Here is a 24,131-nt window from a genome sequence, read left to right as displayed (position 1 = left end):
TTGCTATTTTTTTGTCACCTTCTTTTTATCCCAATGTTCAACACACCCTAATATCTTAATCATTAAATAAATTTAAAATAAGTTCTATGTTTAAACCTAAGCTAGTACTTCTAGCGTATTTTGCTTAAGTGATTTTACTTATTGGCGTTCACAATTTACGATATACTCATTACCGTTTGCCCATTTAACACCCATAAGACCACTATCCGCCTTGGTATGCCATTCATAAGTAACATTAGGGTTATCAGAATTCACATATCGTGCGCCTGAGCCAGAAGGTGCAATAGTCATGGTCAAATTTTGATTATTCCAGTTGGCTTTAGGTAAGCTTGCTGTCACTATAGCTTGCTCACCGTCTATTGAATACTTTGGCATCACTGTAGCATTATCTTCACACACAAAACGCTCAGGCGCCATGCGATCATAAGCTTTATTAGTAGAGGTATTAGTGGTCGTTGTATGGGTAGTAGGGTTACTGGCACAAGCAGCTATAAATAGCGTTAATGGTAATACTGTCAATAAGTTTTTCATATAGAACCTCTCATAGTAATCTTTAATTTTGAAGATAATTAGAGTAGCAGTTAACTAATGTAGATAATTATAGAAATAATGAATTAAAGAAATAATGAATTAAAGAAATACAAAAAAATTCAAGCAATTTTAAGCCTACATTTAGATTATAAAATAACTAAACTCTAAAATTCATTTACTGCTATTGTGTCATCGTGCTCGTAATTGATGCATCTTCGACATAAATCATAACTTACCACAATATCTTTAAGCAAATGTGCAGTAAAAAGAGGCTGAACCACAATCTTTTTTGGATTACCCATCAAGCCCCTTAGCAATATAGCAGCTACCTTAAAAAGGACGACTATCCCTTAGTCAAATCAAGATTAGTCAAGGTTACCTTCTCTTTTAATGTATTTTTTAACAATACATATCCTGCGATACCGGAGATAATTGAACCTAAAATAATGCCTAGACGTGGATCGAAACCTTCTGTCACACCACCGAATGCTAGGCCGCTGATAAATAAACTCATAGTAAAGCCCACACCGCAAAGTAGTGATACACCGTATATTTGTTTAAAACTAGTCCCTGTTGGTAGATTGGCCAATCCTACTTTGATAATACCCCAAGTCATCAGCATAATACCAACCTGCTTGCCTATAAATAGACCCGCAGCAATACTAAAGGGCACAGAATGAAGTAGCTGTCCAAAGCCCGCACCTTGTAATGAAATGCCTGCATTGGCAAAGGCAAACAGCGGCAAAATAGCAAAGGCTACTGTACCATGTAAGTCGTGCTCCAAATCTTCTAAAGGCGAATGTTCAGGGTCATCTTTATTAACCATAGGAATAAATAAAGCAAGAATTACACCGGCCAACGTAGCATGAATACCAGACTTTAGCACTGCTATCCACATAATTAATCCGAATATTAAGTAAGGGGTAATAGCAGTCACATTTCGCTTGTTCAAAAAATATAGAAAAGGCAAACACAGGCCGGCAACTGCCAATGACATTAAAGATAAATCGCTGGTATAAAATAGCGCAATAATTAAGATAGCCCCGATGTCATCAAATATAGCGATAGAGACTAAAAATATTTTTAGAGAATTAGGTACTCGATTGCCTAACAAACTGAGAATGCCAATCGCAAATGCAATATCAGTAGCAGCCGGAATTGCCCACCCTGCCATATATTCAGGGTTATTATGATTAAAGGCCACATAAACTAAAGCTGGCGCTATCATCCCTCCAATGGCTGCAGCTGCAGGCAACACTATTTGATTGATATTAGACAGCTCTCCTATAAGTACCTCGCGTTTAAGCTCTAAGCCTACTAAGAAGAAGAAAATCGCCATCAGCCCGTCATTAATCCAGTGGTGAGCATCTTTATCAATAATAAGGTCTCCAATTTGAACCATGACTGGAGCATGAATAAAAGACTCATACCAATGGTGTAACGGAGAATTTGCAACGATCATCGCTGCAATGGCTGCAATGGCTAGAACAATGCCACCTGCAGCCTCATATTCAAAGAATTTTTTTAACTTTTGAAACACCATGCTTCCTCACTTTCTTGCCAATGGGCTGGCACACTCACCCACTAAACTATTAAATTTATACGTGTATTTTGCATTTATGGTAGCAGAAAAGTTACCTTTATCGAGATAAAATTAAAAATCTATCATCATTTCGTTTTATAAAATTTACTATAGATATAGCATAAGTTCGTTTTATAGAGACGTTATACTTAGACTTTAAGTTTTATCCTTTTGTTCTATATTTAAGTTCTATATTTAAGTTAAGTCTACTTATATATTAACCTGCTTTATTTCTATAATTGTAAAAGATATTGTTTTTAAATATATCTGAGTCATTCGCCAATATGCCCATTTCTATCGCCTATATCATTCAATTAAAAATTGACCACATGATATAATTTCGCCTATTTTTTTGACAGACTGGACTATGAATTGACTTTATGTAATTGACTGCTACCAGTCTTATCTGATTAAGTAAATTTTACCTTTAACACTCAATTGGATATCAATTATGGATATCACCTTACCCCTTGAAGTTATTTTAATGTTGACCGCTGTAGCAGCTGTTGCTGGATTTATAGATGCTATTGCAGGGGGCGGCGGTTTACTGACTATACCGGCCATGCTTTTGGCAAATATTCCTCCGATCTTAACCTTAGGTACCAATAAACTTCAAGCAGCGTCTGGTGCGTTAGCGGCTTCTATTACTATGATAAAAAAGGGCGTGGTATGTCCTTCGAAAATTAAGCTTGCCATTACCGGCGCCTTTATTGGTTCAGTCCTCGGTACGATCGCTGTTCAGTTATCGCCGCCTGACATGTTACAAAAGCTCATCCCTTTTGTGATTGCTGCCATTGGCATTTATACTTTGTTTGCTCCGAGTTTAGGAGAGGTAGAAGCAGAGCCTAGAGTATCAGAATCTACTTGGCAAAAAATTGTAGCACCATTAATCGGGTTTTATGATGGCTATGTCGGTCCTGGTACAGGTATGTTTTTTGCTTTGGGTAATGTGGCACTACGAGGAAGTAAAATCATAGCCGCAACTGGAGCTGCTAAAGTATTGAACCTGTCAACCAATATTGCCTCGTTAATTTTCTTTATCATTGGAGGCAATGTGCTATGGAAAGTTGGATTAGCGATGATGGTGGGACAGACTATAGGGGCGTATGCGGGTTCTCATATGGTCGTTAAAGGGGGGAGTAAAATCATTCGACCGGTAATAGTTATGGTCTGCTTAGCAATGGTAACCAAATACGTTATCAGCTAATCCAAATATTTAGCTACCTTATAAACTTTGATAAGCAATTCATTGTCTTTGACTACAGTAAATAAGCTGAATAATAGGCCAATTTAATAATTTCAATTAATAGGTTATAAAAACTTGCCATAACTTTTTATAGCAAAGCATTTCAAGCGCCTATAAAGCATAAAATCTACCCTAAAAAAGTTATCTTTCAAATTTAAGCACCTTTATAGCCTCTGCGGTAAATTGATTTGATTAGTGGTTATTTTATCTAAAAACAATACCGAACAGTAAGCAGATGAATCTATGCTATAGAATGAGGTAGAATAAAGACCTAGTTAACCAATTATAATGACTATAATTATGCTTGAACTACGTCACTTACAAACATTAACCGCATTACGTGCCCATGGGTCATTAGCTGCTGCTGCCGATGAGCTTCATGTGACAGCCTCTGCAGTCTCTCATCAGCTAAAAGAACTTGAAAATTATTACGAGGTTAAACTGGTCAATCGCCGTACCCGCCCTCTAACCTTTACGCCAGCCGGCAATATGGTATTGAAGTTAGCAGACAATATCTTGCCTCAAGTCATTCGAACTAAAACTAATTTAAAAAGACTGGCGCACGGTCAAGCCGGCCGACTTAGATTGGCTTCAGAGTGTCACAGCTGTTTTGATTGGCTAATGCCGATATTGAATCAATTTCGACGCGAGTGGTCTGATGTGGAGCTTGATTTTGCCACAGGCTTTGAGCCTGAGCCCCATCATTTACTAACCGAAGGTGATATAGATCTACTTATTACCACTAGCGACTTAGACTTAGATGGTATCTGTTACCAACCCCTATTTACTTATGAAAGTCGCTTAGTGCTGTCGCCTACACACCCTTTAGCCACTCAGTCTAGCATTTCACCCAACGACTTAGTGGATCAAACTTTAATTGCTTATCCTGTTGAAACTAAGCGACTAGATGTGATTGCCAAATTTATGGCACCAGCCAACGTAAGTTTTGCCAAAATTCGTACCACTGAATTGACAGCAATGCTAATTCAGTTGGTAGCAAGTGAACGAGGCGTGGCTGCCCTGCCAGATTGGGTAGCAGCTGAATATGAGAAAAAAGGATGGGTAGTAACTCGTCCGCTTATATCGAATAGAAATTTATCTGCAACTTTAAATGCTAATGCATCAAATAATGACAACCTGTCGTTAAACCGCCCTCATAATAAACATGGGGTGTTTTGTCAATTGTTTGCTGCCACTCGTGAAAAAAGTCAAGATATAGCTTATATGCAAGGATTTGCTAAGCTGTTGGATGAATTGGTTAAGCCTTAAGCGATTATGGTACCTGTTACAGCAACTGTTTTGGCACCAGATACTGTTATTATGGCACTAGATACTGTTATGACATTGGTAAATTTTGTGACACCAGCTCCTTTTATAACACTTACTACAGTAAGACTCGAGTCAAATAAAAGCCAACAGCTGTGGCTATTAAGGTAAATATAACGTGTACCCCTATTAAACTTAATCCGGCAACTACTTTTCCATCATTTAATAAGCTAAATACTTCACTACTAAAAGTACTAAAGGTGGTTAATCCACCTAGGAAGCCGGTGACCACAAACAATTTAATATTAGGATGCCAGTTTTCGCCTACTTTGAGAAATACCACCATAGCAATGCCAATAAGAAAACCACCTAGTACATTTGCTCCCAAAGTACCTAAAGGAATCCATGAATGTAGGGGGTTAAGTTTAGCCAATAATGCCCGCAAGCATGCGCCTATTGCCGCACCCATTCCTATTGCAAACCACTGCATTCACTGTCCTTATAAAGTTTAATTGAGCTAGCTTAAGTACTTTAAGCCTATAATAAATACTAAAGGCATTCTAAGTCAAAGCCGGTAAATCGCTAATGTTCCATCGTGGCACACAGCTAACGGCCAGATCATCTTCATGACCAGCTTGAAGCCGTTGATATCCTGCATAAGCAATCATTGCTCCATTGTCAGTACAAAGCGCTAAAGGTGCATAATGAACTGTGGCATTGATTTTGGCCAAGTCATTTTCTAAGGTTTGACGTAAATGCAAATTGGCACTAACACCACCAGCAATAACCAGTTGCGACATGCCTGTTTGTTTTAAAGCTTTAACACACTTTTTGACCAAAGTATCTACCATAGCATTTTGGAAACTTGCGGCGATGTTTGCTCGCACTACTGCATCTGAATCTGACCCTGCGGTGTCTTTAATCAAGTTATGTACAGCTGTCTTCATACCGCTAAATGAAAAGTCCAATCCTCGATGTAACATTGGTCTAGGCAAATCATAGGCTTCAGGGTTACCATTCTCTGCCAATCTTGCCACATTTGGTCCACCTGGATAAGGTAGGTCTAGCATTTTAGCTGCTTTATCAAAGCACTCGCCTGCTGCATCATCGATACTCTCACCCAAGATTTGATACTCGCCAATAGCATGAGCGGCTACTAACAATGTATGGCCTCCTGAAACCAATAGCGACACAAAGGGAAACTTAGGCGGGTTATCACCCAATAATGGAGATAGCAAGTGGCCTTCCATATGATGTATACCAATTGCTGGAATGTCCAAGGCATATGCTAAACCTCGACCAAATAGCGCCCCCGTCATCAACGCCCCGATTAGCCCAGGCCCTTTGGTGAAGGCAATAGCATCAATGTCATTTTTGGAAATATCACATTGCGTTAATAGCTCCTCAAATAAAGGCACAAGCTTACGAATATGGTCACGACTGGCAAGCTCAGGAACAACGCCGCCATAAGTTGCATGCAATTCTATTTGAGAATAAAGCACCTGACCTAGCAAACCGCTTTTGCCTTCTGCAAGGCGTTCGCTATCAAAGATGGCCAAGCCTGTTTCATCACATGATGTTTCTAAACCTAGAACTTTCAAGTAGCACCTACTTTAATATAGTTTGACTCTTTTAAAAGATGAGATGTGACAAAAAAATACCGCCACTATGCATACACAATGGCGGTAGTTTATCAGATTATCAAGGAATTTTTCAGCGTATGATAATAAAGACCTAGACTTTACGAACCTCAAATTGATTAGCTAGACTTACCAACCATATAGTCTACAGCGGCATGAACTTGCTCTACTGAGACACCATTCGCCGCTTGTGCAGGCATCTGATTGAAACCTTCTGCTGAATGCTTATATAAAGTCTCTTTACCTTTAGCAATTCGAGGTGCCCAAGCTGTCTTATCTCCAAACTTTGGCGCGTTCAACAGTCCATTTTCATGGCAAAGTTTGCAATGTGCTTCATAAAGCTCTGCACCAGCATTTGCAGATATAGGTGTAGCTGTGGCTTCTGCTTGCGGTGCTTCCGTTGTCGTTGCTTCGACTTCGGCTTTTGGTTGTTCTGTTTCAACTGTTTTTTCAACCGTAACTTCTGGCTCAGTGGTTTCAGTGGCTACGCTTTGATTTGTAGTGGTTTCAGGTGCAGTAGCGGTTTTAGAGTCTTGACCACCGCCACAACCCACTGCCAAACTTAAAGTTAAAGCACTTAGTAAAAGCAATCCAACTCTATGAACAGGGGTCGGTGTTGCAACTTGACTGTCTATGTCATTGTCTATATAACTGTCTAAGTTGCTGCCAAAATTATGGTCTAAGTTATGGTCTAAATTACTGTCTATAACGTCGTTTCTTTTTAGCATAAGAACCCTTATTTTAACTATTGGATTTTAGAGTAAAACATAGTTTAAGTCATAACTTAAGAGCAGTAAGACCGACAGACAACACACCGATATTCAATAAAACCTATATCAATCTATATCTAATCAGTAGATTATTTAGCAACCGCATTTGTGGTTGACTCTGTTGGCGCAGCATTAGTCGCAGGTGAAGCACCAGTTGCTGGGGCAGCTTCAGTCTTAGCTTCTGAGCCAGCAGTAGCTGTAGCTTGTGTACTATCTGTTGCCGCCTCGCCAGTTGAAGCAGGAGCAGCAGAACCAGTCGTACCACCTGCAGGGGCTGTTGCATCTGCAGCTGCATCAGTCGTTGTAGCTGGAGCAGAAGAAACTGGCGCAATTTCCTCAGGTTTCAAGGGCACATGCTTTGGCGCATTTTTTCGGGCCATTTCAGCAGCTTCATTTACTCTATCAACAGCTTTTACTTCATGTTCACTACCGCCACAAGCGCTTAAAGTCAATGATGCACCAAGTAGAACTGAAGCCAAAGTGGTTGTTCGAGCTATTTTACTTTTAATACTTAGAAGATGTGTTAATGACATTATTTAACTCCTAAAAAAGGGGGATGACATAAGGTGAACCGAAAATAAATTAAGACGATTTATATCAAATCGATGTGCACCCTAAATATGGTTTAGTAACCTAACACTACAATAATATCACAACCCTTATTGAGTCACTATCTTAAGCACTAGCTTTTGATTTAATAATATCAAATTTCATTTAAAGTCATTATTTTTGTATCAAGCAACTTAAAGCGAAATATTCTCAATACATTCATTTAAAATGAATCTTTAAAGACAGTATAATCCCTTTCAAAGTAGTCTTCAAACTAATTTTTCATTATTTTTTTAACTTTGCTATCCCTTTGCATTTAAAAGCTGTGTTCAAAAGGCACATGTTAAGTTTAAGATTTTACCTTCAACTTTTGAATCAATACATTGTAATTATACCGTTATGATTATCATAAGTAGATATTAGTTATTAGATATTAGTTATCATATTGCCCCAATTTGAAATAAATAAAACTTGACAATAAGTGGATAATTTAGTATATTCTCGCTCTTATTCTTAGATATGCATAGAATATTTGAATCTATCCTAGCAATAGCTGATGCCGTAATTCATCGAGACACTCCGGCTAATATTAATCACACAGCATTGTTAATGTCACTAGTCTCTATTTTCCACTACTATTAAGGAGTCTGCATGCCTTCAGTTAAGGTTAAAGAAAACGAACCTGTTGATATCGCTATCCGTCGCTTCAAGCGTGCCTGCGAAAAAGCTGGTGTTTTATCTGATGTACGTAAGCGCGAATTTTACGAAAAGCCAACGCAAGAGCGTAAACGCAAAAAGGCTGCAGCAGTAAAACGCTACAAAAAGAAATTACAACGCGATTCTATCCGTACAACTCGTATGTATTAATCAATCTTATCGTTCTTAAGTGAATGTATAGATGCCGAATTCTATTTATTTTGGCAATTGATTAAAAAAGACCACCTTGTTTTGTCGCCTATTTTGCATTCAATGCTAATGGCAACATAATAAAGGTGGTTTTTTTATGTTAAAATTTTCGTATTAAAACCTATAGTACCCAATTTTTTTGTAGCAGCTACTCACAGTTAAAGTGGATATGAGTTATTCACTGATTCATCTCATAATCATAACAATAGCATAGGAACAAGCCATGAGTGCCTTAAAAGAACGTATTACCGAACAAGTCAAAACATCAATGAAAGCGCGTGAATTAGAAAAAGTTAAAGTTTTACGCAATGTGCAGTCAGTAATCAAACAAATTGAAATTGATCGCCAAATTGAACTCGATGATGCTGGTGTATTGGAGATTTTACAAAAACAACTTAAGCAGCGCCAAGAATCATTAAATGTATTTCAAGTCAATGGACGCGAAGATCTAGCTCAAAAAGAACAATTTGAGATTGATATCATCAATGAATTTATGCCCCAACAGATGACTGATGATGAATTGGCGGCGTTAATTAACCAAGAGATTGTTGCTCAAAGGGCAAGCTCAATGCAAGACATGGGTAAAGTAATGGGTGCTTTAAAAACCAAAACAGCTGGTCGTGCAGACCCTGCCCTCATCTCACAATTGGTAAAAAAAGCTTTAGTCGGCTAGTTGAACATAAATAGTAGTAATCGAACAACATCTTACAAGTAGTTATTGATTGGTAGTTTCTATTTGCTATTTGCTATTTGCTAACTGTTGATTGCAACCAGTTAGTTGGCAGCTAAGGACGAAAGTCTTTAGCTGTTTTTACTTCTGCTATTTCAGCGTCTATGTTGGCCAATATAGGTCTTGGATCAAAAGCTACGGTTTTGGTGCTATTACTCAAGTCTTGCAGTTCTTTTTTTGCCTGATTTAAGGATACTAAAGCATCAGTATATTTACCTCGCCATAACTCACCTTTAGCTCGATAACGTAAAGCACTCACTGCCGCAATATCGCTAGCAAAGGCAGCATTGGAAGGTTTATCATTGTTGTGTTGTCCAGTTATTGCCATCAGCTCATAAGCTCGCTGCAAACGGTATAAACCATCAAGATCATACGGTCTGCTTTGGACAATAGGCTTTACTATTGTGATTACTTTATCGTACTTACCTAACTGTAGCCATGTATCAGCTAGTAATAACTTCAGATCACGACGTTCGGGGTATATAGCATAATAAGGCATAATCACTTTTTCAGCCTCTTGCCATTTTCCTTGTAGCCCAGCCACTTGGGCTTCAGTAATTGCTAGTAAGATGTCAAAAGAAGCTTTATCCGAGCCATAGGCAATAGGCGGATTTTGTTTTAGTTGGTTAAGCGTGTTATTTGCTTCCATATAGCGGTTTTGTTTGGCATACCAATAAGCCAAGGCTAGTTCAGCCGCTTTATTCTTTGAGGCAGCAACCACCAAGTCAGTTTCTGTAGTTTGATTAGTTAATAATTGAAGTCGCCATTTTAATAGCTCAAAGCTTAGCGTTTGACGCTGACTGCTTAGCGCTAATGTTGGGTAACTATTTGCTCTACTTTGAGCCTCACTCAAGCGTTCAGAACTTAGCGGATGAGTCATAATGAAACTTGGTAAATAGGCATTGTCACTCATATTAAGCTGAGTCTTTTGATCCAATGTAGCAAAAAATCTAGGCATTGCTCTAGGATCATAACCAGCCTTTGCCATCAGCTGCATCCCAATACGATCGGCCTCTCGCTCATTACTGCGACTAAATGCCATCTGCGAATTTAAAGCTGCAGTTTGACTACCCATCATCACGGCAGCGGCTGCATTACCATCTGCCGCTGAAGCAGCAATCGCAGCTAACAGGCCACCAATTTGCATCATTAGAGCCTTACGACTGGCTTCATCTCTATGCTCATAATGACGCTGGCTTAAATGGGCCACTTCATGTGCTACTACACTTGCTACTTCGTCAATACTATTTGCATTAATTATAGTGCCAGTATGAATACCCATAACCCCGCCTGGGATAGCGAAAGCATTAATACTGGCATTGTTAATCACCATTAACGCTAATGGTGCTTGGGTTCGGGCTTGGGCATTGATTTGCCAGACTAAGGCTTCAAGTTGCTCCTGGGACCACGGGTCATCCAGTAACGGCGCACTATTAGCTAATTTTTGTAGCGACCACTCTCCAAGAGCCTTGTGCTGGTTTACTTCAATAAATCGACCACCACCACTGCCTAATTCAGGTAGACTAAGTTGAGGACTATCTATGCCGTTAGCGCTAGAGTAAGCGTAAGCGTTAGTGATGGTATAAGCAGATGATTTTTGAAGCCAGTCGTATCTTGGTTTAATAGCAGTAGCTGTCTCAATGCTCGTAGACTGATTGTTATAAAAATTGTCATTGTCATCAAAATTAGTACTAAAATTAGACACAGCTGCGCTAGCTATGCTAGACCCACCGAGCAGCAAAAAACAGCACAATTTCAGGGTTGAAAAGGGCGCGCTACGACCTAGCTTCGATATGCGCAACCTATAACGATCTGCTGGATGAAAAAAGTACAAATGACTGTTCCTTGAAATAACTTGTCCCTAAAGGTTTTATAAATCAGCTTGAATTTTAATTATAAGCCATTACTATTAAAGCTTCTTTGATAGTAGCATGTTAAAGGATAAATCTTATACCTTGTTATCTGCGGTGTAATTTTTTATAGTTTCAGCATCTTTAGTAGCTCGCAATTTAGATAACTAAGTAGCTGGATAATTAAGTAGATAGATAACTATTATGTTTTATCTAAAATGTAAGTTATTTACTATTTATTCTCTAACGTGTAGTTATCGTGTGTTTCCTACTGTAACAAATCACTAGAATGGCATTTTATGATTCAAATTAATTTACAACAAAGCGAACAAAATGTTTTGCTTCGAAGCTATCTTGATGCTTTTAACCCCTCTGATCTAGAAGTGCTTAAGTCACTTGACCCAGAGTTATCTGTTACAACACTGGTTGATGGGCGTGGACTAGCTTGTCCTATGCCGTTATTAAAGACTAAAGTCGCACTGCGCTCAATACAACCTTTACAAAGTGTATATGTATTAGCTACTGACCCGAATTCACAGGCAGACTTAGCAGCTTTTTGTCAACAAGCGGGGTTACAATTGACATTTAGTACCACCACCACTAATGAGTCAACTGATAGTTTAGAAAAACTCGATACAATCTTTCACGCCATCATTACTAAAACGCATGGTAACTAGGGGGCGCTATCCTTTACAATAGATCTTAATAAAGTTATAACTTTGAAGGTCAAAATATGGCTACTCCAAAACCAAATAAAAAACACACTGCAAAAAATGTAGATGCAACCGATATAGAATCTGTTGAGGCCATTGAATTAGATGATGACGACTTATCTTATGAGGAACTTGATGAGGATGTCTTAACTCAGGAACTGGCCACTACCGAAGACTGGGTTAGTGAATATCCCAATACTAGTACCCGTGATTTAGTACCAGCTATGCCAGTAAATCTATCGGCACCTGGTATTAATCTTGGTGCTTATATGAATTCTGTGCATCAAATTCCTATTTTGACCACAGAGCAAGAGCAAGAGTTGGCGCATCGGTATTACGATGAAGGGGACGTGGAAGCAGCGCGTATCTTAGTAATGTCTCATCTACGTTTCGTTATTCATATTGCTCGTAGTTATTCTGGTTATGGTTTACCCCAAGCAGATTTAATTCAAGAAGGTAATTTAGGTTTGATGAAGGCGGTAAAACGCTTTGACCCAAACAAAGGGGTTCGTTTGGTGTCTTTTGCTGTGCATTGGATTAAAGCAGAAATTCATGAGTTTGTGATTCGTAACTGGCGTATTGTGAAAGTGGCGACTACCAAAGCTCACCGAAAACTTTTCTTTAATTTACGTAGTTTGAAAAAGACCAATAATCAGTTAACGCTGGAAGAAGCAGATGCAATTGCTGCAGACTTAAATGTGACACGTAAACAAGTACTGGAAATGGAATCACGTTTAACGTCATACGATGCATCATTTGAAGCTCAGTCAAGCGATAATGAAGATGGTCACTATGCCCCGCAGTTATTCTTAGAAGATGGGGTCGATCCTGCTGAAATGGTTGAAGATGCCAACTGGGAAGAAAACAATACCAATGCGTTAATGGATGCCATGGACACCCTTGACGAGCGTTCACGTGATATTGTTGAGCAGCGATGGTTATCGGAACAAAAATCTACCCTGCATGATTTGGCTGCCGTTTATAACATTTCTGCTGAACGCGTTCGTCAGATTGAAAAAAATGCCATGGATAAAATTCGTGAAGCAATGACTATCGATAGTGTCATTATGCCAAGCAAAGACAACTTTTAGGCTTATTTGTTACTTTAATTTTTAAGCCTTATTATTACCTTTAAATTATAGGGTACTATATGAATTGGATTGCTATAGCTGCCATTAACCTTGCCTTTGCTGTTGCTCTTGGAGCTTTCGGCGCTCATGGAATTAAAGCGGTTGCTTCAGCTGAACAAATGGCATGGTGGCTAACGGGCACGCAGTATTTCTTTTATCAGGCGTTAGGCCTATTGTTGGTAGGTATCTTAATAAAACTTGGTTATACCACTGCAACTACCGCATGGCTATTGCAGATTGGGTTGATTATCTTTTCAGGCAGTCTATTTGCAATGACCCTAGGTGCACCTCGTTGGTTTGGGGCTATTACACCTATTGGTGGTATGTTGATGATTATCGGTTGGGTTTGGTTGGCTGTCACTGCTTTTAAACATTCGACCGATTAATAAGGCTACCCTAAACTAGAATCTTTAATAATGCTTGTTAAAGATTCGATTAACTTAGAGATGGCCTTGAAGATTGGCTTTTAGTAGATAATGGCTGTTTAAATATAATCTTAAGTTTTGATAGAGGATAAAATGTATACAGTTACTATAAATGGCGCCAACCAACAAACAGAACATGACAATGTGAAGAATTTGTTAGATAAATTAGAATTGACACAAGGACGCTATGCCGTTGAAATCAATGGAGATTTGATACCTAAATCTGAGCTATCTGCTACTAGAGTTACTCAAAATATGGTCATTGAGGTAGTTCAAGCAGTAGGTGGAGGTTAAGAGTATGGAAACAAAATAAGCCCTTACTAAATTAAAGTAAGGGCTTATTTTTTAATTTAAAATCTCAGCTTAAGCTATTCAAACTTAAGACTAATCTAATAATTCATCTAAAAAATAATTTTTAACTCATTGATTTAATTAAAATGCATATGATTCAGTTTCTGGCTCATTAGCCGGTAATGCAAAACGTTCTCTACGTTTATTAGAACGGGTCTTGCGCTCAATTCGAGTTTTATATTTACGCACTTGACGATCTAATTTATCAGCCATTTCATGAATCGCTTTATACATATCATCATCATATGACTGTGCAAACATTTCTTGGCCTGCTACTCGCATAAGTGCTTCAGCTTTATGATTATTCTTTCCACTATGACTAGAGTCACTATGGTTATTGTCTAATGACAGAATTACTTTAATGCTTTGTATTTGATCAAAGTGTTTTTCAACTTTTGAAAGTTTATCCATAACCATATCTTTCATTGCATCGGAAATAGTGATGTGATGGCCAGTAATTGAAATGTTCATAGTACTTACATCCTTTTCATAATTTGAGTAGCTTATGCAAACTCAATGTGACTTTTGGATAATGACTGACTTAATACAATTGGCGATTTATTGATGATGCCACTGGTTCAATCAATAAGTCAGTACATTTAATCTCGTTTCAATTAACTGTCTTTAACTAGTATTTATAACGGTTAAACTAAAACGATATAACCTGTGTAGTAACATTCAAAGTGTTTTTAATATCCGTATTAATCACACTTTATCCCGATAATTATATAGACTTATATATTGGTTAACATTTGTCGGGATAGCTTTAATTTGACATGAAAATTTCGATAGCACAAGCATTTTTATTGTTAATTAATGTAACCTTATTAAATTTTTAGTAATTAATAATATATAATCAAAAAATTTTTCGATTTAACCTACCTCTCTACGCATATTGAATGGTGCTTTAAAGCCAATGGGATGAATAGATATACTTTGAGTAGCCACACTATTTTTTATGCCATGATTGTTTAAAATTTAACTTTTCTTTGCGTTGACGAGTTAATATTCATAGCTTCACGATATTTAGCCACGGTTCGGCGTGCGATATCAATGCCTTGCTGTTGTAGAAGCTCTTTAATAGCACTATCTGATAAGGGGGATCTAGGATTTTCTTGTTGTATCAATTCTTGTATCATGGCACTTATTGCCGTAGACGAAATATCACCTTGATCACTAGACACATGTGAAGAAAAAAAGTGTTTGAGTGAAAATAAGCCTTGCGGCGTTAGGATACTTTTACTGGTCGTCAATCTTGAAACCGTCGATTCATGCAACCCAACTTCATCAGCAATATCTTTTAAAATTAGTGGCTTCATAGCAGTAGCGCCTTGCAGTAAGAAGTCTTGTTGCATCTTAATGATACTGGTAGCTACTTTAAGTAAATTCTGATTGCGCTCTTCAATACTGCGAATAAACAGTCTGGCGTCGACTAAATTATCACGTAAATAAACATTATCTGCGCTATCGTCGCCTCGTTTAATTAAATTGGCGTATTCTTGATTGACTCTAAGCTTAGGTAGGGTTTCTGGGTTTAACTCAACTTTCCATACGGTTTGATTTGAATGTTCATTGGTCACCATATGTACTAAGACATCGGGGATGTCATACGCTTCTGGATGTAGCCCATAATCTGGCTGAGCTGTTGAGAATGACTGACCTGGCGCTGCATTTAAAGTTCGAATCAACTCTAGACTTGGCCCAATATCGCTATTTTTTAGCCCAGTGCGCTGCATAAGCTCTTTTATGTTATTGCTCACCAATAGCTCATGCTCATCTAATAAACGCAGCGCATGGTTTCTATGCGGTACGCTTGAATCTAAATTATTTAACTGGATTTGAAGACACTCTGCCAAATTGCGAGCTCCAACCCCTAATGGTTCGCAGGATTGAATTAAAGCAAGGACTTCATCTATTTGTTCGAACTCAATACGCTCTTTCCAGTTATAAAAACTAGCCATCTCATCAAAACTTGCTTTTAAGTCGGACATATCTACTTTTATAAAGCCGTTTTCGTCCATAGCATCGATTAGATAATCTACAATCAAGGATTGTTGACTATTTAATTGACTAAAATTAAGTTGCCACCGAATATGGTCCTGTAAACTTACTGAGGTCGCTCCTTGATAATCACTCATACTTTGGGTATCTGGACTGGCTAAACTAGTAGTACCATGGGTATAGATGTCATCCCATTCTGTATCGATTGGTAATTCACCTAAAATAGTACCGTCAACAAAATCGTCTATTTCAGAAGATTGTTCACTAATACTATCGGTTGCTGAATTGGTCTGCATTTCCATTACAGTACTATGTGGGGCGTCCGAGATACTTTCTAAATCATCAGATGTTAGACCTTTGCCATGTGTATAATCTAATTCTGATGAACGGTCAAAGTCATAGTCATCATATTTATCAGATTCATATTTTTCAGAGCCATAGCTATCAGAATCGTAACTGTCAGAGTCATAACTATCAATTTCATAGCCTTCCGAATAGTCATCAGCAAGTTCATAAACCTCTAGCTGAGCTTCAGCAGTAAGCTCTAATCGAGTGAGCTCTTCAATACTATTAAAATCCTCAGCACAGATTTCATCGTCCTCGACTCTCTCAAGTAAAGGATTGCTGTCTAACTTCTTCTGAACTTCTTGCTCAAGCTCCAAACTTGAAAGTTGCAGCAGCTTAATGGCTTGTTGCATCTGCGGAGTAAGCTTTTGAGCTGTAGATAGGTTTACACCTAAATTAAAAGAGGGGCTCATCATAAGGTCGTTTTGATCTCAATAGTTATTGATTAAGCTTTAAGAATACGTATAGCTTTTAAAGTTTAATACATAATAATACTGGTTAGATTAAGATTATAATTAAGTTTTTATATTAAATATAATGACACAATTGAGTTATGAAAATTCATAAAACTTTGTTATATGCATCCATAAATAACAGCACTACCTTAAAGCTATAAAATTTAATTTAGATATGAAAATCGATTTTAGAAAATCATTTACGCTATATTGAATCTAGTAACGTCAAGGTTTTAAGTGTATATAGAGGTATGCGTTTTCTAGCTAATGGCTGATACGGTCATATAGATAGATTAATCTTAACATGTTAATCTACAACAAATAGCACGTTATAATTATGCCATAACCTTTAGCATAATAACCCCTTTTATCGCATGCAGAAGCAGAAGGTTAACATGATTCAACTTAACATTGGATGTGTACAGTTAAACAGTCAGTTTGATATTGAAGCCAATAGGGCTACTATTGAGAAATCGATACATGCTGCTCAACAACAGCAAATTCATTTATTGGTGCTTCCAGAGAATGCCTGCCGCATGGGTGGACAAAAGCAATTATCAGAACGTTTTGATGAACTTTCAAGTTGGTATGCAAACTTAGCTTTTCAACACCAAATGTTTATAGTAGCAGGTACTCTACCTTGCCCCTATCGTCCTGATGGCGCTATAGTTCCTGATAACAGACTAAGACAAGTTAGCCAGATTTTTGCCCCTGACGGCAAGCGCATAGCACGTTATGACAAGATCCATTTATTTAAAGCCCAAGTGGCGGATAACACAGGCAGCTATGATGAAGGTAGAACGTTTGAGCCTGGAAATACAACTGTTGTCGCTAAGTGCGATATCAAAGCCTTAAACTCTGAATTTATTGGGACTAATTCTATAAGCAACGCGAATCAAGGCGGAGGTCAAGATTCACAAATTATATCAGTAGGCATGATGGTCTGCTTCGATTTACGCTTTCCCGCTCTAGCACAAAGACTAAGGCAGGCTGGCGCAGACATCTTGAGTGCACCTTCTGCTTTTACCTATAAAACCGGTGAAGCACATTGGCAGTTACTATTGCAAGCCCGTGCTTTAGACTCGCAATGTTTAGTAGTGGGTTCGGCACAAGGCGGAACCCATTATGCTGATAACAATAGCCGTGAAACTTGGGGTCATAGTGCATTTGCAAATGCCAATGGCGACTGGGTTGTAGAAACCGAACAAACAAATTTAGAGCAAGATTATGCACTGATTAGCACTGAGTTTAATAAAGAGCAACAACAAACTACGCGCCAAAACATGCCAATTTATAACTGTCATAGGTTGGCATAGCTTGGCATTGATTGGAATTAATTGGTTGTAGTGTTTAGACATACTTTAACGTTTTAACAAAAATAACAGCGAGCTGAGCAAGCAATCTACATAGCTGAAATATAACCTTAGTTAGCTATAAATAATTATTAATACGGTTAACCACACATGTAACTATTTTACATGGATACCTTAACAGTTATATCTTCTTTACAGGGATAGTTCTTTACAGGGATAGTTCTTTACGTTTTATTATGAGAAGCTCGCGGATGAGCTTTGTCATAGACTTGAGTCAATTTTGCAAAATCAACATGGGTATAGATTTGAGTAGTGCTAATATCACTATGACCTAGCATCTCTTGAACGGCCCGTAAATCGCCGCTGCCTGAAAGCATGTGTGAAGCAAAACAATGACGCAATAAATGGGGATACATATTTTGAGCAATACCAGCGCGGTTTGCGGCTACTTTCAGTCGTTGTTGCACAGCTCTAGTACTTAAGCGTGTGCCTAGCTTTTCACTGATAAATAAAGCAGTATCGCCTTGCTCCTCCCACAGATAACGATGTGGCAGATAAGTGGAAATGGCTTTTAATGCTTGTTTACCCACGGGTACCAAACGCGTCTTATTGCCCTTACCAGTTACCCTAACTTCACCACGCTCGCCTGCAGCATCTATACGCAAATCAGAAACATTAAGACCAACTAACTCTCCAACCCGCAGCCCACTGCTGTATAGCAGCTCAAACATAGCCTTATCCCGTATCCATAGCCTAGCTTGCTCAGGCGTATCAGGCATCGGCTGCTCAAGCAGTTGAGCAATCAAATCCCCGTCAGCGATACTAGGTAGAGGCCGCGGAGCACGTTTGAGCTGATAACCAGTAGTCGGATTAATCCGAGCGTGCCCTTGATCAATTAGCCAACTGTAGTAGTGACGAATGGCAGATAACTCACGTTGTACACTTGAAATAGCCAATGCATCAACTTCTAAACGTTGGCCAATATATTTTGCCAATTGCCGTTTATCACAACGGGTCCAATTGAGCTTACCCCTCTCCAAAAAACTGGCCAATTGAAATAACCCAGCATAATAGGCCTCAATAGTATGCTCAGACATCTGGCGTACCGATAGCTCTGCCAACCATTGCTCAACAAGCTGCATCAATGCTTGTAACTCAACCGATATTTCAACAGCCTGTTTATCGTTTTGCTGAGCTGATTGGGTGCGTTTTTGTGGTAGTTTTGGTTCAGCTATCGGCTTTGCACACATGTTTTATTAAGTTATCCTAGTAGAATTTATTCAAGCAGAAGGCTTCAAACCAGCTTGGGCTGTAATACCTTCTGGGCTAAAGACGCCTTCATAAACGAAAGCAGTTGGACCTGTCATCATCACCGAATATCCTGGTGACCAACGAATTAATAAGCTACCACCATAAAGCTGAGCTCTAATTTCTTCACTTTCATCCAACCAACCCTCACGAATACCCGTAGCTACAGCAGCACAAGCACCCGTACCACAAGCTTGCGTTTCGCCCACGCCACGCTCATACACACGTAGACGTATATGACGCTGATTCATTACTTGCATAAAGCCGACATTGACCCGCTCTGGGAACGCAGGATGTGACTCTATCGCTGGGCCTAACTTTTCTACTTCAGCGGTCAAAATATCATCAACTTTGATCACAGCATGCGGATTGCCCATATTAGCGACATAAAGTTGCACAGGTGTGCCTTCAACATCTAAATGATAGGCATTTTGGATTTTGGTAATGGCCTTAGGAGTAAACGGTATTTCATCAGGTTCAAAACGTGGCTTACCCATATCCACATCTACCCAACCAAAATTATCGGTGCTTAAAGTCAAAATCCCTGACTTAGTTTCAACCCGTATTCGCTGTTTAAATGTTAACTTACGAGCTTGGACAAAACGAGCAAAACAGCGAGCACCATTACCGCATTGCTCAACCTCACTGCCATCTGAGTTAAAAATTCGATAGCGAAAATCGACATCAGGGCGCATCGGCGGCTCGACCACTAACAATTGATCAAAACCAATGCCCATATGACGGTCTGCCAATAATGAAATCAATTCTTTGGTAAGCTCTAAACGCTGTGTGACTAAGTCAATGACCATAAAGTCATTGCCAAGTCCATGCATTTTGGTAAATTCGATAAGCATTCTTTTATTCCTTAGATTTTATTTATGCACTATCTTACCATGCACAATATAACAATGATAATAGCTAAACATAGCAAACTTACATAAGCGAAAATGTTTTTTAATCTTTAATGAGCAGTAGTTTTTTTGTCTGTTATCAAACCTTTAACTTTTTACTATGTGCTTTAACATAAACTAGATATAGCCTCGCTATTGAGCTATAAAAAAAAGCTTATAAAAACAAAAAACCTGCGTAAAGGACGCAGGTTTTTCACGAGTATCTTATAAGTTTGGTTCAATTTCTAATCAAAATAAGTTAGTCAGCAAAGCTAATCACTATTGATTGAAATTAGTTAGTTAATACAACTCAAAAAATGACTCTGTTTTAAATAACTGCTCAACCGTTTCACGTTGACGAACCATTTGATGCTTATCGCCCGCCACCATGACTTCAGCAGGACGAGGACGAGAGTTATAGTTACTGCTCATAACAAAACCATAGGCGCCAGCACCAGTAATAGCCAACACATCGTCTACTGCTAAGGACAGTAAGCGTTTTTTTGCCAAGAAGTCACCTGTTTCGCAAACTGCACCCACAATATCCCAACTTTGCTCTTCTATATCTGCCTTTGGTTCACTATTCAATGGAATCACGGCCATATCAGCTTGATATAGGGCTGGTCGAATCATGTCATTCATAGCGGCATCAACAATGGCGAAGTTTTTGTGTTCCGTAGGTTTGAGTACCTCAACCTTAGTAAATAACACGCCAGCATTGGCAACAATACTACGACCAGGCTCAAAGAATACCTTCAAACCTAACTGCTTTAGTTTTGGCAACAAGGCATTGGCAAATTCACTGACCTCAACCACTTGTTCATCAATATAAACCACCCCTAAACCGCCACCTAAGTCGATATGCTCAAGTTCAATCCCTTCTTTTTGTAAAGCATCAATCAGTTCGCACACTTTATCTAAAGCTGCTACGAAAGGATCAATTTCAGTCAACTGCGAGCCAATATGACAATCAATACCTACTATTTGAAGGTTGTCTAGACTTTTAGCATGTTTGTAAGCTTCTACAGCCACATTATGGCTAATACCAAACTTATTGTCTCTTAGACCGGTTGAAATGTAAGGATGAGTTTTAGCATCTACATCGGGATTAACACGAATGGAGATTGGAGCTTTAACTTGCAGTTCAGCAGCTACCGCATTTAGGGTATCAAGCTCAGCAAGAGATTCAACATTAAAACAACCAATATTTGCTTTCAATGCCGCTTGCATATCAGTCACTGTTTTACCTACGCCAGAAAATACTATTTTACTAGGGTCTGCGCCGACTGCTAACACACGAGCCAGCTCTCCAGATGATACCAAGTCAAAGCCTGCCCCTGCATCGGCCAATATTTTTAATACTGCTAAATTAGAATTGGCTTTTACCGCGTAGCATACTTGATGTTCAATATCAACAAAGCTATCCGTGTAGGCTTTATAGGCATCTAAAATTGCTTTTTTTGAGTACACATATAATGGCGTACCATATTGCTCAACCAACTGCTTTGCTGAGGTGTCTTCAATGGTCAAAACCCCTTGTTGATAAGTTATCGAAGGGAGATGTTTTACAAAACTTTCAGGCACAATTCGTAAACCATTTGAGGTCTGTTGTACCGTCGATTGTAATGAGTCCGTAATGCTCATATCGTTGGGATTAGTCATAGGGTCGGTATTACTCATATTATAAAGATGTCCATTTGAAATTCAGTCTTAAACTTAGGTTCATTAAATCATTAAAGTGAAACAATATAAACAATCAATCGCAGTTATACTAAGATATATTCTCTCTCATATTTTTATTGTGCATTTAGTATCGGGAAATTAATTTTACTAAATTTTAATTAAGAAGTTAGCATGGGCATTCGTTATTGGATAGCTAGTTATTGGATAGCTATTAGTTAGTAGGCAAGTATTTAGTAGGCAAGTATTGTTGAGTGTTTATTTAATATTTTAAGGTATAAGTAAAGCTTAGTAATTTTCTGGGTCTTGGATAGACGCTTCTTCAACCTTTTGCTGTTCAATAGCTTGTTGCGTTTTAGCTTCTGAAGAGTTATCAATTTGCGGCTTATTGGCTTTATACAAAATAAAATCAGTGTTATTAGGAGCGTCTTTGGTCAAGTATAAATCGCCTTTTTGACCACATCCAGTTAACAAAGTACTAACTACTATTAAAAGAGTTAATGATACAGTCATTAGTAATATAGAGTGCGAAATAGCAAATATTTTTGAGCCAGTGTCTTTAGGACCATTTAAACCCATTTGAGTAGCCACTTTAGTGCTTTTTGGGCAATGAGAATAAGAATTTAACATGAACAGCTTCCTATAGGTATTAACTGAAGGTTTAGAAATAACAAACACCTTTTGTTTATGGTAACAAAATTTTCAAAGTTTACCTAAGAGCTTTTTATTATATAATTTTATATGACAAAAGCAGCTTATAAGCGGTAAACACTGTATGAATTTCAAGCAGTTATTCGATGTTTTTAGAATTAATCTAGGCTATACTAAAGTAAAGGCATACCAGCATTGACTTAAAGTGTTTATTGGCTTTACCTATGAGCGTTATTGGTTAGCAAAGGTTATCTGTAATTAGCAAAGGTTATTAGTATCAGTTATAAGCGTGATTTAAGTCCTATTTAATTAATACGCAGTAACAATCTTATTGTGCTCAATAATTTTTTCACAATCTTCAAGCTCAAACAAAACCTCAATAGATTATTATATGCTAGTGATAAAAAAGCATTGTTGCACCTGTTGTCTTTGTAACACCGATTGGTGTTTTCTTTTTTCTGTTTTCTTCCAAATTGTCAATGTAAGGACACAACATGAGTAATGTTATTACCAAACCAACTTTAGTCGTAAACTGCGGTTCTTCTTCTATAAAATATGCTCTCATAAGCGAAGACAACCAACACCGTATAACGGGTATGGCTGAGAATTTAGGATTGGATAATGCTCGTATTGTTCATAAATGCTTAGACGGTAAAAAAACAGAAGTTGATATTCCAGGGGCAAATCACAAATCAGCTTTGGTTAAGATAATGAGCCTGCTTGGTAACCAATCCCCTATAGCTGTTGGTCACCGAGTGGTACATGGTGGCCGTGAGTTCAGCTCTGCAGTCGAGATCACACCCCACGTACTTAGTGAAATTAAACGCTTAAAAGAACTTGCTCCGCTTCATAACCCTGCAAATGCCATTGGTATCGAAGCGGTTCAATCGATTTACCCTGATCTTCCTCAAGTAGGTGTTTTTGACACGGCATTTCATCAGACCATGCCACCAAAAGCCTATCGCTACGCCATACCAAAAGAGATGTATGAAAAAGACTTTATCCGTCGTTATGGCTTCCACGGCACTTCACACGCTTATTTATCACATCGGGCTAGCCAAATAACCGAACAACAAGGTCCACACGGTTGGTTAATTGCTCACTTGGGCAATGGTAGCTCGACTACAGCAGTTTATGAGGGCAAAAGCTTAGACACAAGTATGGGATTAACCCCACTTGAAGGCCTCATGATGGGTACTCGTTGTGGCGATGTGGACCCAAGCTTACATATTCATCTAAAGCGCACTATGGGTCTAAGTTTAGAGCAGATTGATGAAATTTTAAACAAAAAAAGTGGCTTATTGGGTGTGTCGGGCGTATCTAATGATATGCGAACTGTAGAGTCTATTGCCAATGATAACTCGCATCCTGACCAAAAGAACGCTGAATTGGCGGTCGAAATGTTTTGCTACCGCGCTGGCAAGTATCTAGCCTCATTATCTTGTGCACTTCCCCATTTAACAGGTATTGTCTTCTCAGGTGGTATTGGCGAGAATTCAGCCACTATCCGTGCCCGTATTATTGAAGTCATGCGTCACTTCAGCTTAGACTTAGATGAACAAAAGAACGATTCCTTATATGGCGGTGAAGAAGGCAGTTTTCATACCGCTGACAGCAAGTACGAATTATGGGTAATTCCAACCGATGAAGAGTACCAAATTGCAAAAGAAACCAGAGCAGTTTTGGGCCTGTAATTAAGTAGCAAATCACTTATAAACTTAAAAATAGAAAATAATTTATAATAATTTAAAATAAACCAATAAGGATTTATTAATGCAAACTATTTTGCTAGTACCTAC

23 protein-coding genes are annotated in these 24,131 nt (G+C 38.4%); 10 read left to right on the top strand and 13 right to left on the bottom strand.

What is annotated here, in order from left to right:
• Positions 1 to 138: 138 nt before the first annotated feature.
• Complete coding sequence (locus QZ265_RS03295) at positions 139 to 531, bottom strand: MliC family protein (protein WP_296403380.1); 393 nt, start codon at positions 529 to 531, stop codon at positions 139 to 141.
• A gap of 343 nt (positions 532 to 874) precedes the next feature.
• On the bottom strand, positions 875 to 2,074 hold the full coding sequence (nhaA, locus tag QZ265_RS03290) for a Na+/H+ antiporter NhaA (protein ID WP_296403378.1): 1,200 nt from the start codon (positions 2,072 to 2,074) through the stop codon (positions 875 to 877).
• Positions 2,075 to 2,564: 490 nt separating this feature from the next.
• On the opposite strand from nhaA, the gene QZ265_RS03285 reads away from it, so the two are divergent.
• Together QZ265_RS03285 and QZ265_RS03280 are read left to right on the top strand one after the other, a co-directional pair.
• Positions 2,565 to 3,320: a TSUP family transporter gene (locus QZ265_RS03285; protein ID WP_296403376.1), complete on the top strand. Its 756-nt coding sequence runs from the start codon at positions 2,565 to 2,567 to the stop codon at positions 3,318 to 3,320.
• A 339-nt stretch (positions 3,321 to 3,659) separates the two neighbouring features.
• Positions 3,660 to 4,628 (top strand): LysR family transcriptional regulator, encoded by a 969-nt coding sequence (locus QZ265_RS03280; RefSeq protein ID WP_296403374.1) that lies wholly within the window; start codon positions 3,660 to 3,662, stop codon positions 4,626 to 4,628.
• Positions 4,629 to 4,743: 115 nt separating this feature from the next.
• On the opposite strand, the gene crcB is transcribed toward QZ265_RS03280, so the two are convergent.
• The 4 genes from crcB to QZ265_RS03260 all read right to left on the bottom strand — a co-directional run bounded on the left by crcB (position 4,744) and on the right by QZ265_RS03260 (position 7,568).
• Positions 4,744 to 5,115, bottom strand: coding sequence for a fluoride efflux transporter CrcB (gene crcB / locus QZ265_RS03275; protein ID WP_296403373.1), 372 nt, complete (start codon positions 5,113 to 5,115; stop codon positions 4,744 to 4,746).
• Positions 5,116 to 5,185: 70 nt separating this feature from the next.
• A complete protein-coding gene (tsaD, locus tag QZ265_RS03270) occupies positions 5,186 to 6,226 on the bottom strand; it encodes a tRNA (adenosine(37)-N6)-threonylcarbamoyltransferase complex transferase subunit TsaD (protein ID WP_296403371.1) in 1,041 nt (346 codons plus the stop codon).
• A gap of 158 nt (positions 6,227 to 6,384) precedes the next feature.
• Positions 6,385 to 6,993 (bottom strand): c-type cytochrome, encoded by a 609-nt coding sequence (locus tag QZ265_RS03265; RefSeq protein WP_296403369.1) that lies wholly within the window; start codon positions 6,991 to 6,993, stop codon positions 6,385 to 6,387.
• Positions 6,994 to 7,124: 131 nt separating this feature from the next.
• Positions 7,125 to 7,568 carry a hypothetical protein gene (locus tag QZ265_RS03260; RefSeq protein ID WP_296403368.1) on the bottom strand — a complete coding sequence of 148 codons (444 nt, stop codon included), beginning with the start codon at positions 7,566 to 7,568 and terminating at the stop codon, positions 7,125 to 7,127.
• A gap of 667 nt (positions 7,569 to 8,235) precedes the next feature.
• Here QZ265_RS03260 and rpsU point away from each other — a divergent pair.
• Together rpsU and QZ265_RS03250 are read left to right on the top strand one after the other, a co-directional pair.
• Positions 8,236 to 8,451 (top strand): 30S ribosomal protein S21, encoded by a 216-nt coding sequence (rpsU, locus tag QZ265_RS03255; RefSeq protein WP_296403366.1) that lies wholly within the window; start codon positions 8,236 to 8,238, stop codon positions 8,449 to 8,451.
• 262 nt (positions 8,452 to 8,713) lie between these two features.
• Complete coding sequence (locus QZ265_RS03250; RefSeq protein ID WP_296403364.1) at positions 8,714 to 9,163, top strand: GatB/YqeY domain-containing protein; 450 nt, start codon at positions 8,714 to 8,716, stop codon at positions 9,161 to 9,163.
• A 112-nt stretch (positions 9,164 to 9,275) separates the two neighbouring features.
• Here the strand turns inward: QZ265_RS03250 and QZ265_RS03245 are convergent, their stop codons facing one another.
• Complete coding sequence (locus tag QZ265_RS03245; protein WP_296403362.1) at positions 9,276 to 11,054, bottom strand: M48 family metalloprotease; 1,779 nt, start codon at positions 11,052 to 11,054, stop codon at positions 9,276 to 9,278.
• Between the two features lie 315 nt (positions 11,055 to 11,369).
• Between QZ265_RS03245 and QZ265_RS03240 the strand changes: the two genes are divergently transcribed.
• The 4 genes from QZ265_RS03240 (at position 11,370) to thiS (ending at position 13,632) form a co-directional block, all read left to right on the top strand.
• Positions 11,370 to 11,747: a sulfurtransferase TusA family protein gene (locus QZ265_RS03240; RefSeq protein ID WP_296403360.1), complete on the top strand. Its 378-nt coding sequence runs from the start codon at positions 11,370 to 11,372 to the stop codon at positions 11,745 to 11,747.
• 260 nt (positions 11,748 to 12,007) lie between these two features.
• Positions 12,008 to 12,874: an RNA polymerase sigma factor RpoH gene (gene rpoH / locus QZ265_RS03235; RefSeq protein ID WP_296403384.1), complete on the top strand. Its 867-nt coding sequence runs from the start codon at positions 12,008 to 12,010 to the stop codon at positions 12,872 to 12,874.
• Positions 12,875 to 12,933: 59 nt separating this feature from the next.
• A complete protein-coding gene (locus QZ265_RS03230; protein WP_296403358.1) occupies positions 12,934 to 13,299 on the top strand; it encodes a DUF423 domain-containing protein in 366 nt (121 codons plus the stop codon).
• A 132-nt stretch (positions 13,300 to 13,431) separates the two neighbouring features.
• Entirely contained in the window at positions 13,432 to 13,632 is a 201-nt protein-coding gene (gene thiS / locus QZ265_RS03225) for a sulfur carrier protein ThiS (protein WP_296403356.1), read from the top strand.
• A gap of 138 nt (positions 13,633 to 13,770) precedes the next feature.
• Here the strand turns inward: thiS and raiA are convergent, their stop codons facing one another.
• A complete protein-coding gene (raiA, locus tag QZ265_RS03220; protein ID WP_296403354.1) occupies positions 13,771 to 14,160 on the bottom strand; it encodes a ribosome-associated translation inhibitor RaiA in 390 nt (129 codons plus the stop codon).
• 500 nt (positions 14,161 to 14,660) lie between these two features.
• Positions 14,661 to 16,448: an RNA polymerase factor sigma-54 gene (rpoN, locus tag QZ265_RS03215; protein WP_296403352.1), complete on the bottom strand. Its 1,788-nt coding sequence runs from the start codon at positions 16,446 to 16,448 to the stop codon at positions 14,661 to 14,663.
• A gap of 437 nt (positions 16,449 to 16,885) precedes the next feature.
• On the opposite strand from rpoN, the gene QZ265_RS03210 reads away from it, so the two are divergent.
• Entirely contained in the window at positions 16,886 to 17,806 is a 921-nt protein-coding gene (locus QZ265_RS03210; RefSeq protein ID WP_296403350.1) for a nitrilase-related carbon-nitrogen hydrolase, read from the top strand.
• Between the two features lie 221 nt (positions 17,807 to 18,027).
• Here the strand turns inward: QZ265_RS03210 and QZ265_RS03205 are convergent, their stop codons facing one another.
• From QZ265_RS03205 to QZ265_RS03190, 4 genes are all read right to left on the bottom strand, one after another.
• On the bottom strand, positions 18,028 to 19,053 hold the full coding sequence (locus tag QZ265_RS03205) for a tyrosine recombinase XerC (protein WP_296403348.1): 1,026 nt from the start codon (positions 19,051 to 19,053) through the stop codon (positions 18,028 to 18,030).
• A 30-nt stretch (positions 19,054 to 19,083) separates the two neighbouring features.
• Complete coding sequence (gene dapF, locus QZ265_RS03200) at positions 19,084 to 19,965, bottom strand: diaminopimelate epimerase (protein ID WP_296403345.1); 882 nt, start codon at positions 19,963 to 19,965, stop codon at positions 19,084 to 19,086.
• A 336-nt stretch (positions 19,966 to 20,301) separates the two neighbouring features.
• Positions 20,302 to 21,645: a diaminopimelate decarboxylase gene (gene lysA, locus QZ265_RS03195; protein ID WP_296403382.1), complete on the bottom strand. Its 1,344-nt coding sequence runs from the start codon at positions 21,643 to 21,645 to the stop codon at positions 20,302 to 20,304.
• A 324-nt stretch (positions 21,646 to 21,969) separates the two neighbouring features.
• The gene (locus tag QZ265_RS03190) at positions 21,970 to 22,311 is read right to left on the bottom strand and encodes a lipoprotein (RefSeq protein ID WP_296403343.1); all 342 of its coding nucleotides are present in this window, start codon (positions 22,309 to 22,311) and stop codon (positions 21,970 to 21,972) included.
• Positions 22,312 to 22,826: 515 nt separating this feature from the next.
• Here QZ265_RS03190 and QZ265_RS03185 point away from each other — a divergent pair.
• Complete coding sequence (locus QZ265_RS03185) at positions 22,827 to 24,026, top strand: acetate kinase (protein ID WP_296403341.1); 1,200 nt, start codon at positions 22,827 to 22,829, stop codon at positions 24,024 to 24,026.
• Positions 24,027 to 24,131 lie beyond the last annotated feature (105 nt).

This window comes from Psychrobacter sp. (assembly GCF_018260395.1).
Lineage (GTDB): Bacteria > Pseudomonadota > Gammaproteobacteria > Pseudomonadales > Moraxellaceae > Psychrobacter.
The sequence above is the reverse complement of the archived record's forward strand: the minus strand, read 5'-3'. Positions and strand labels throughout refer to the sequence as shown.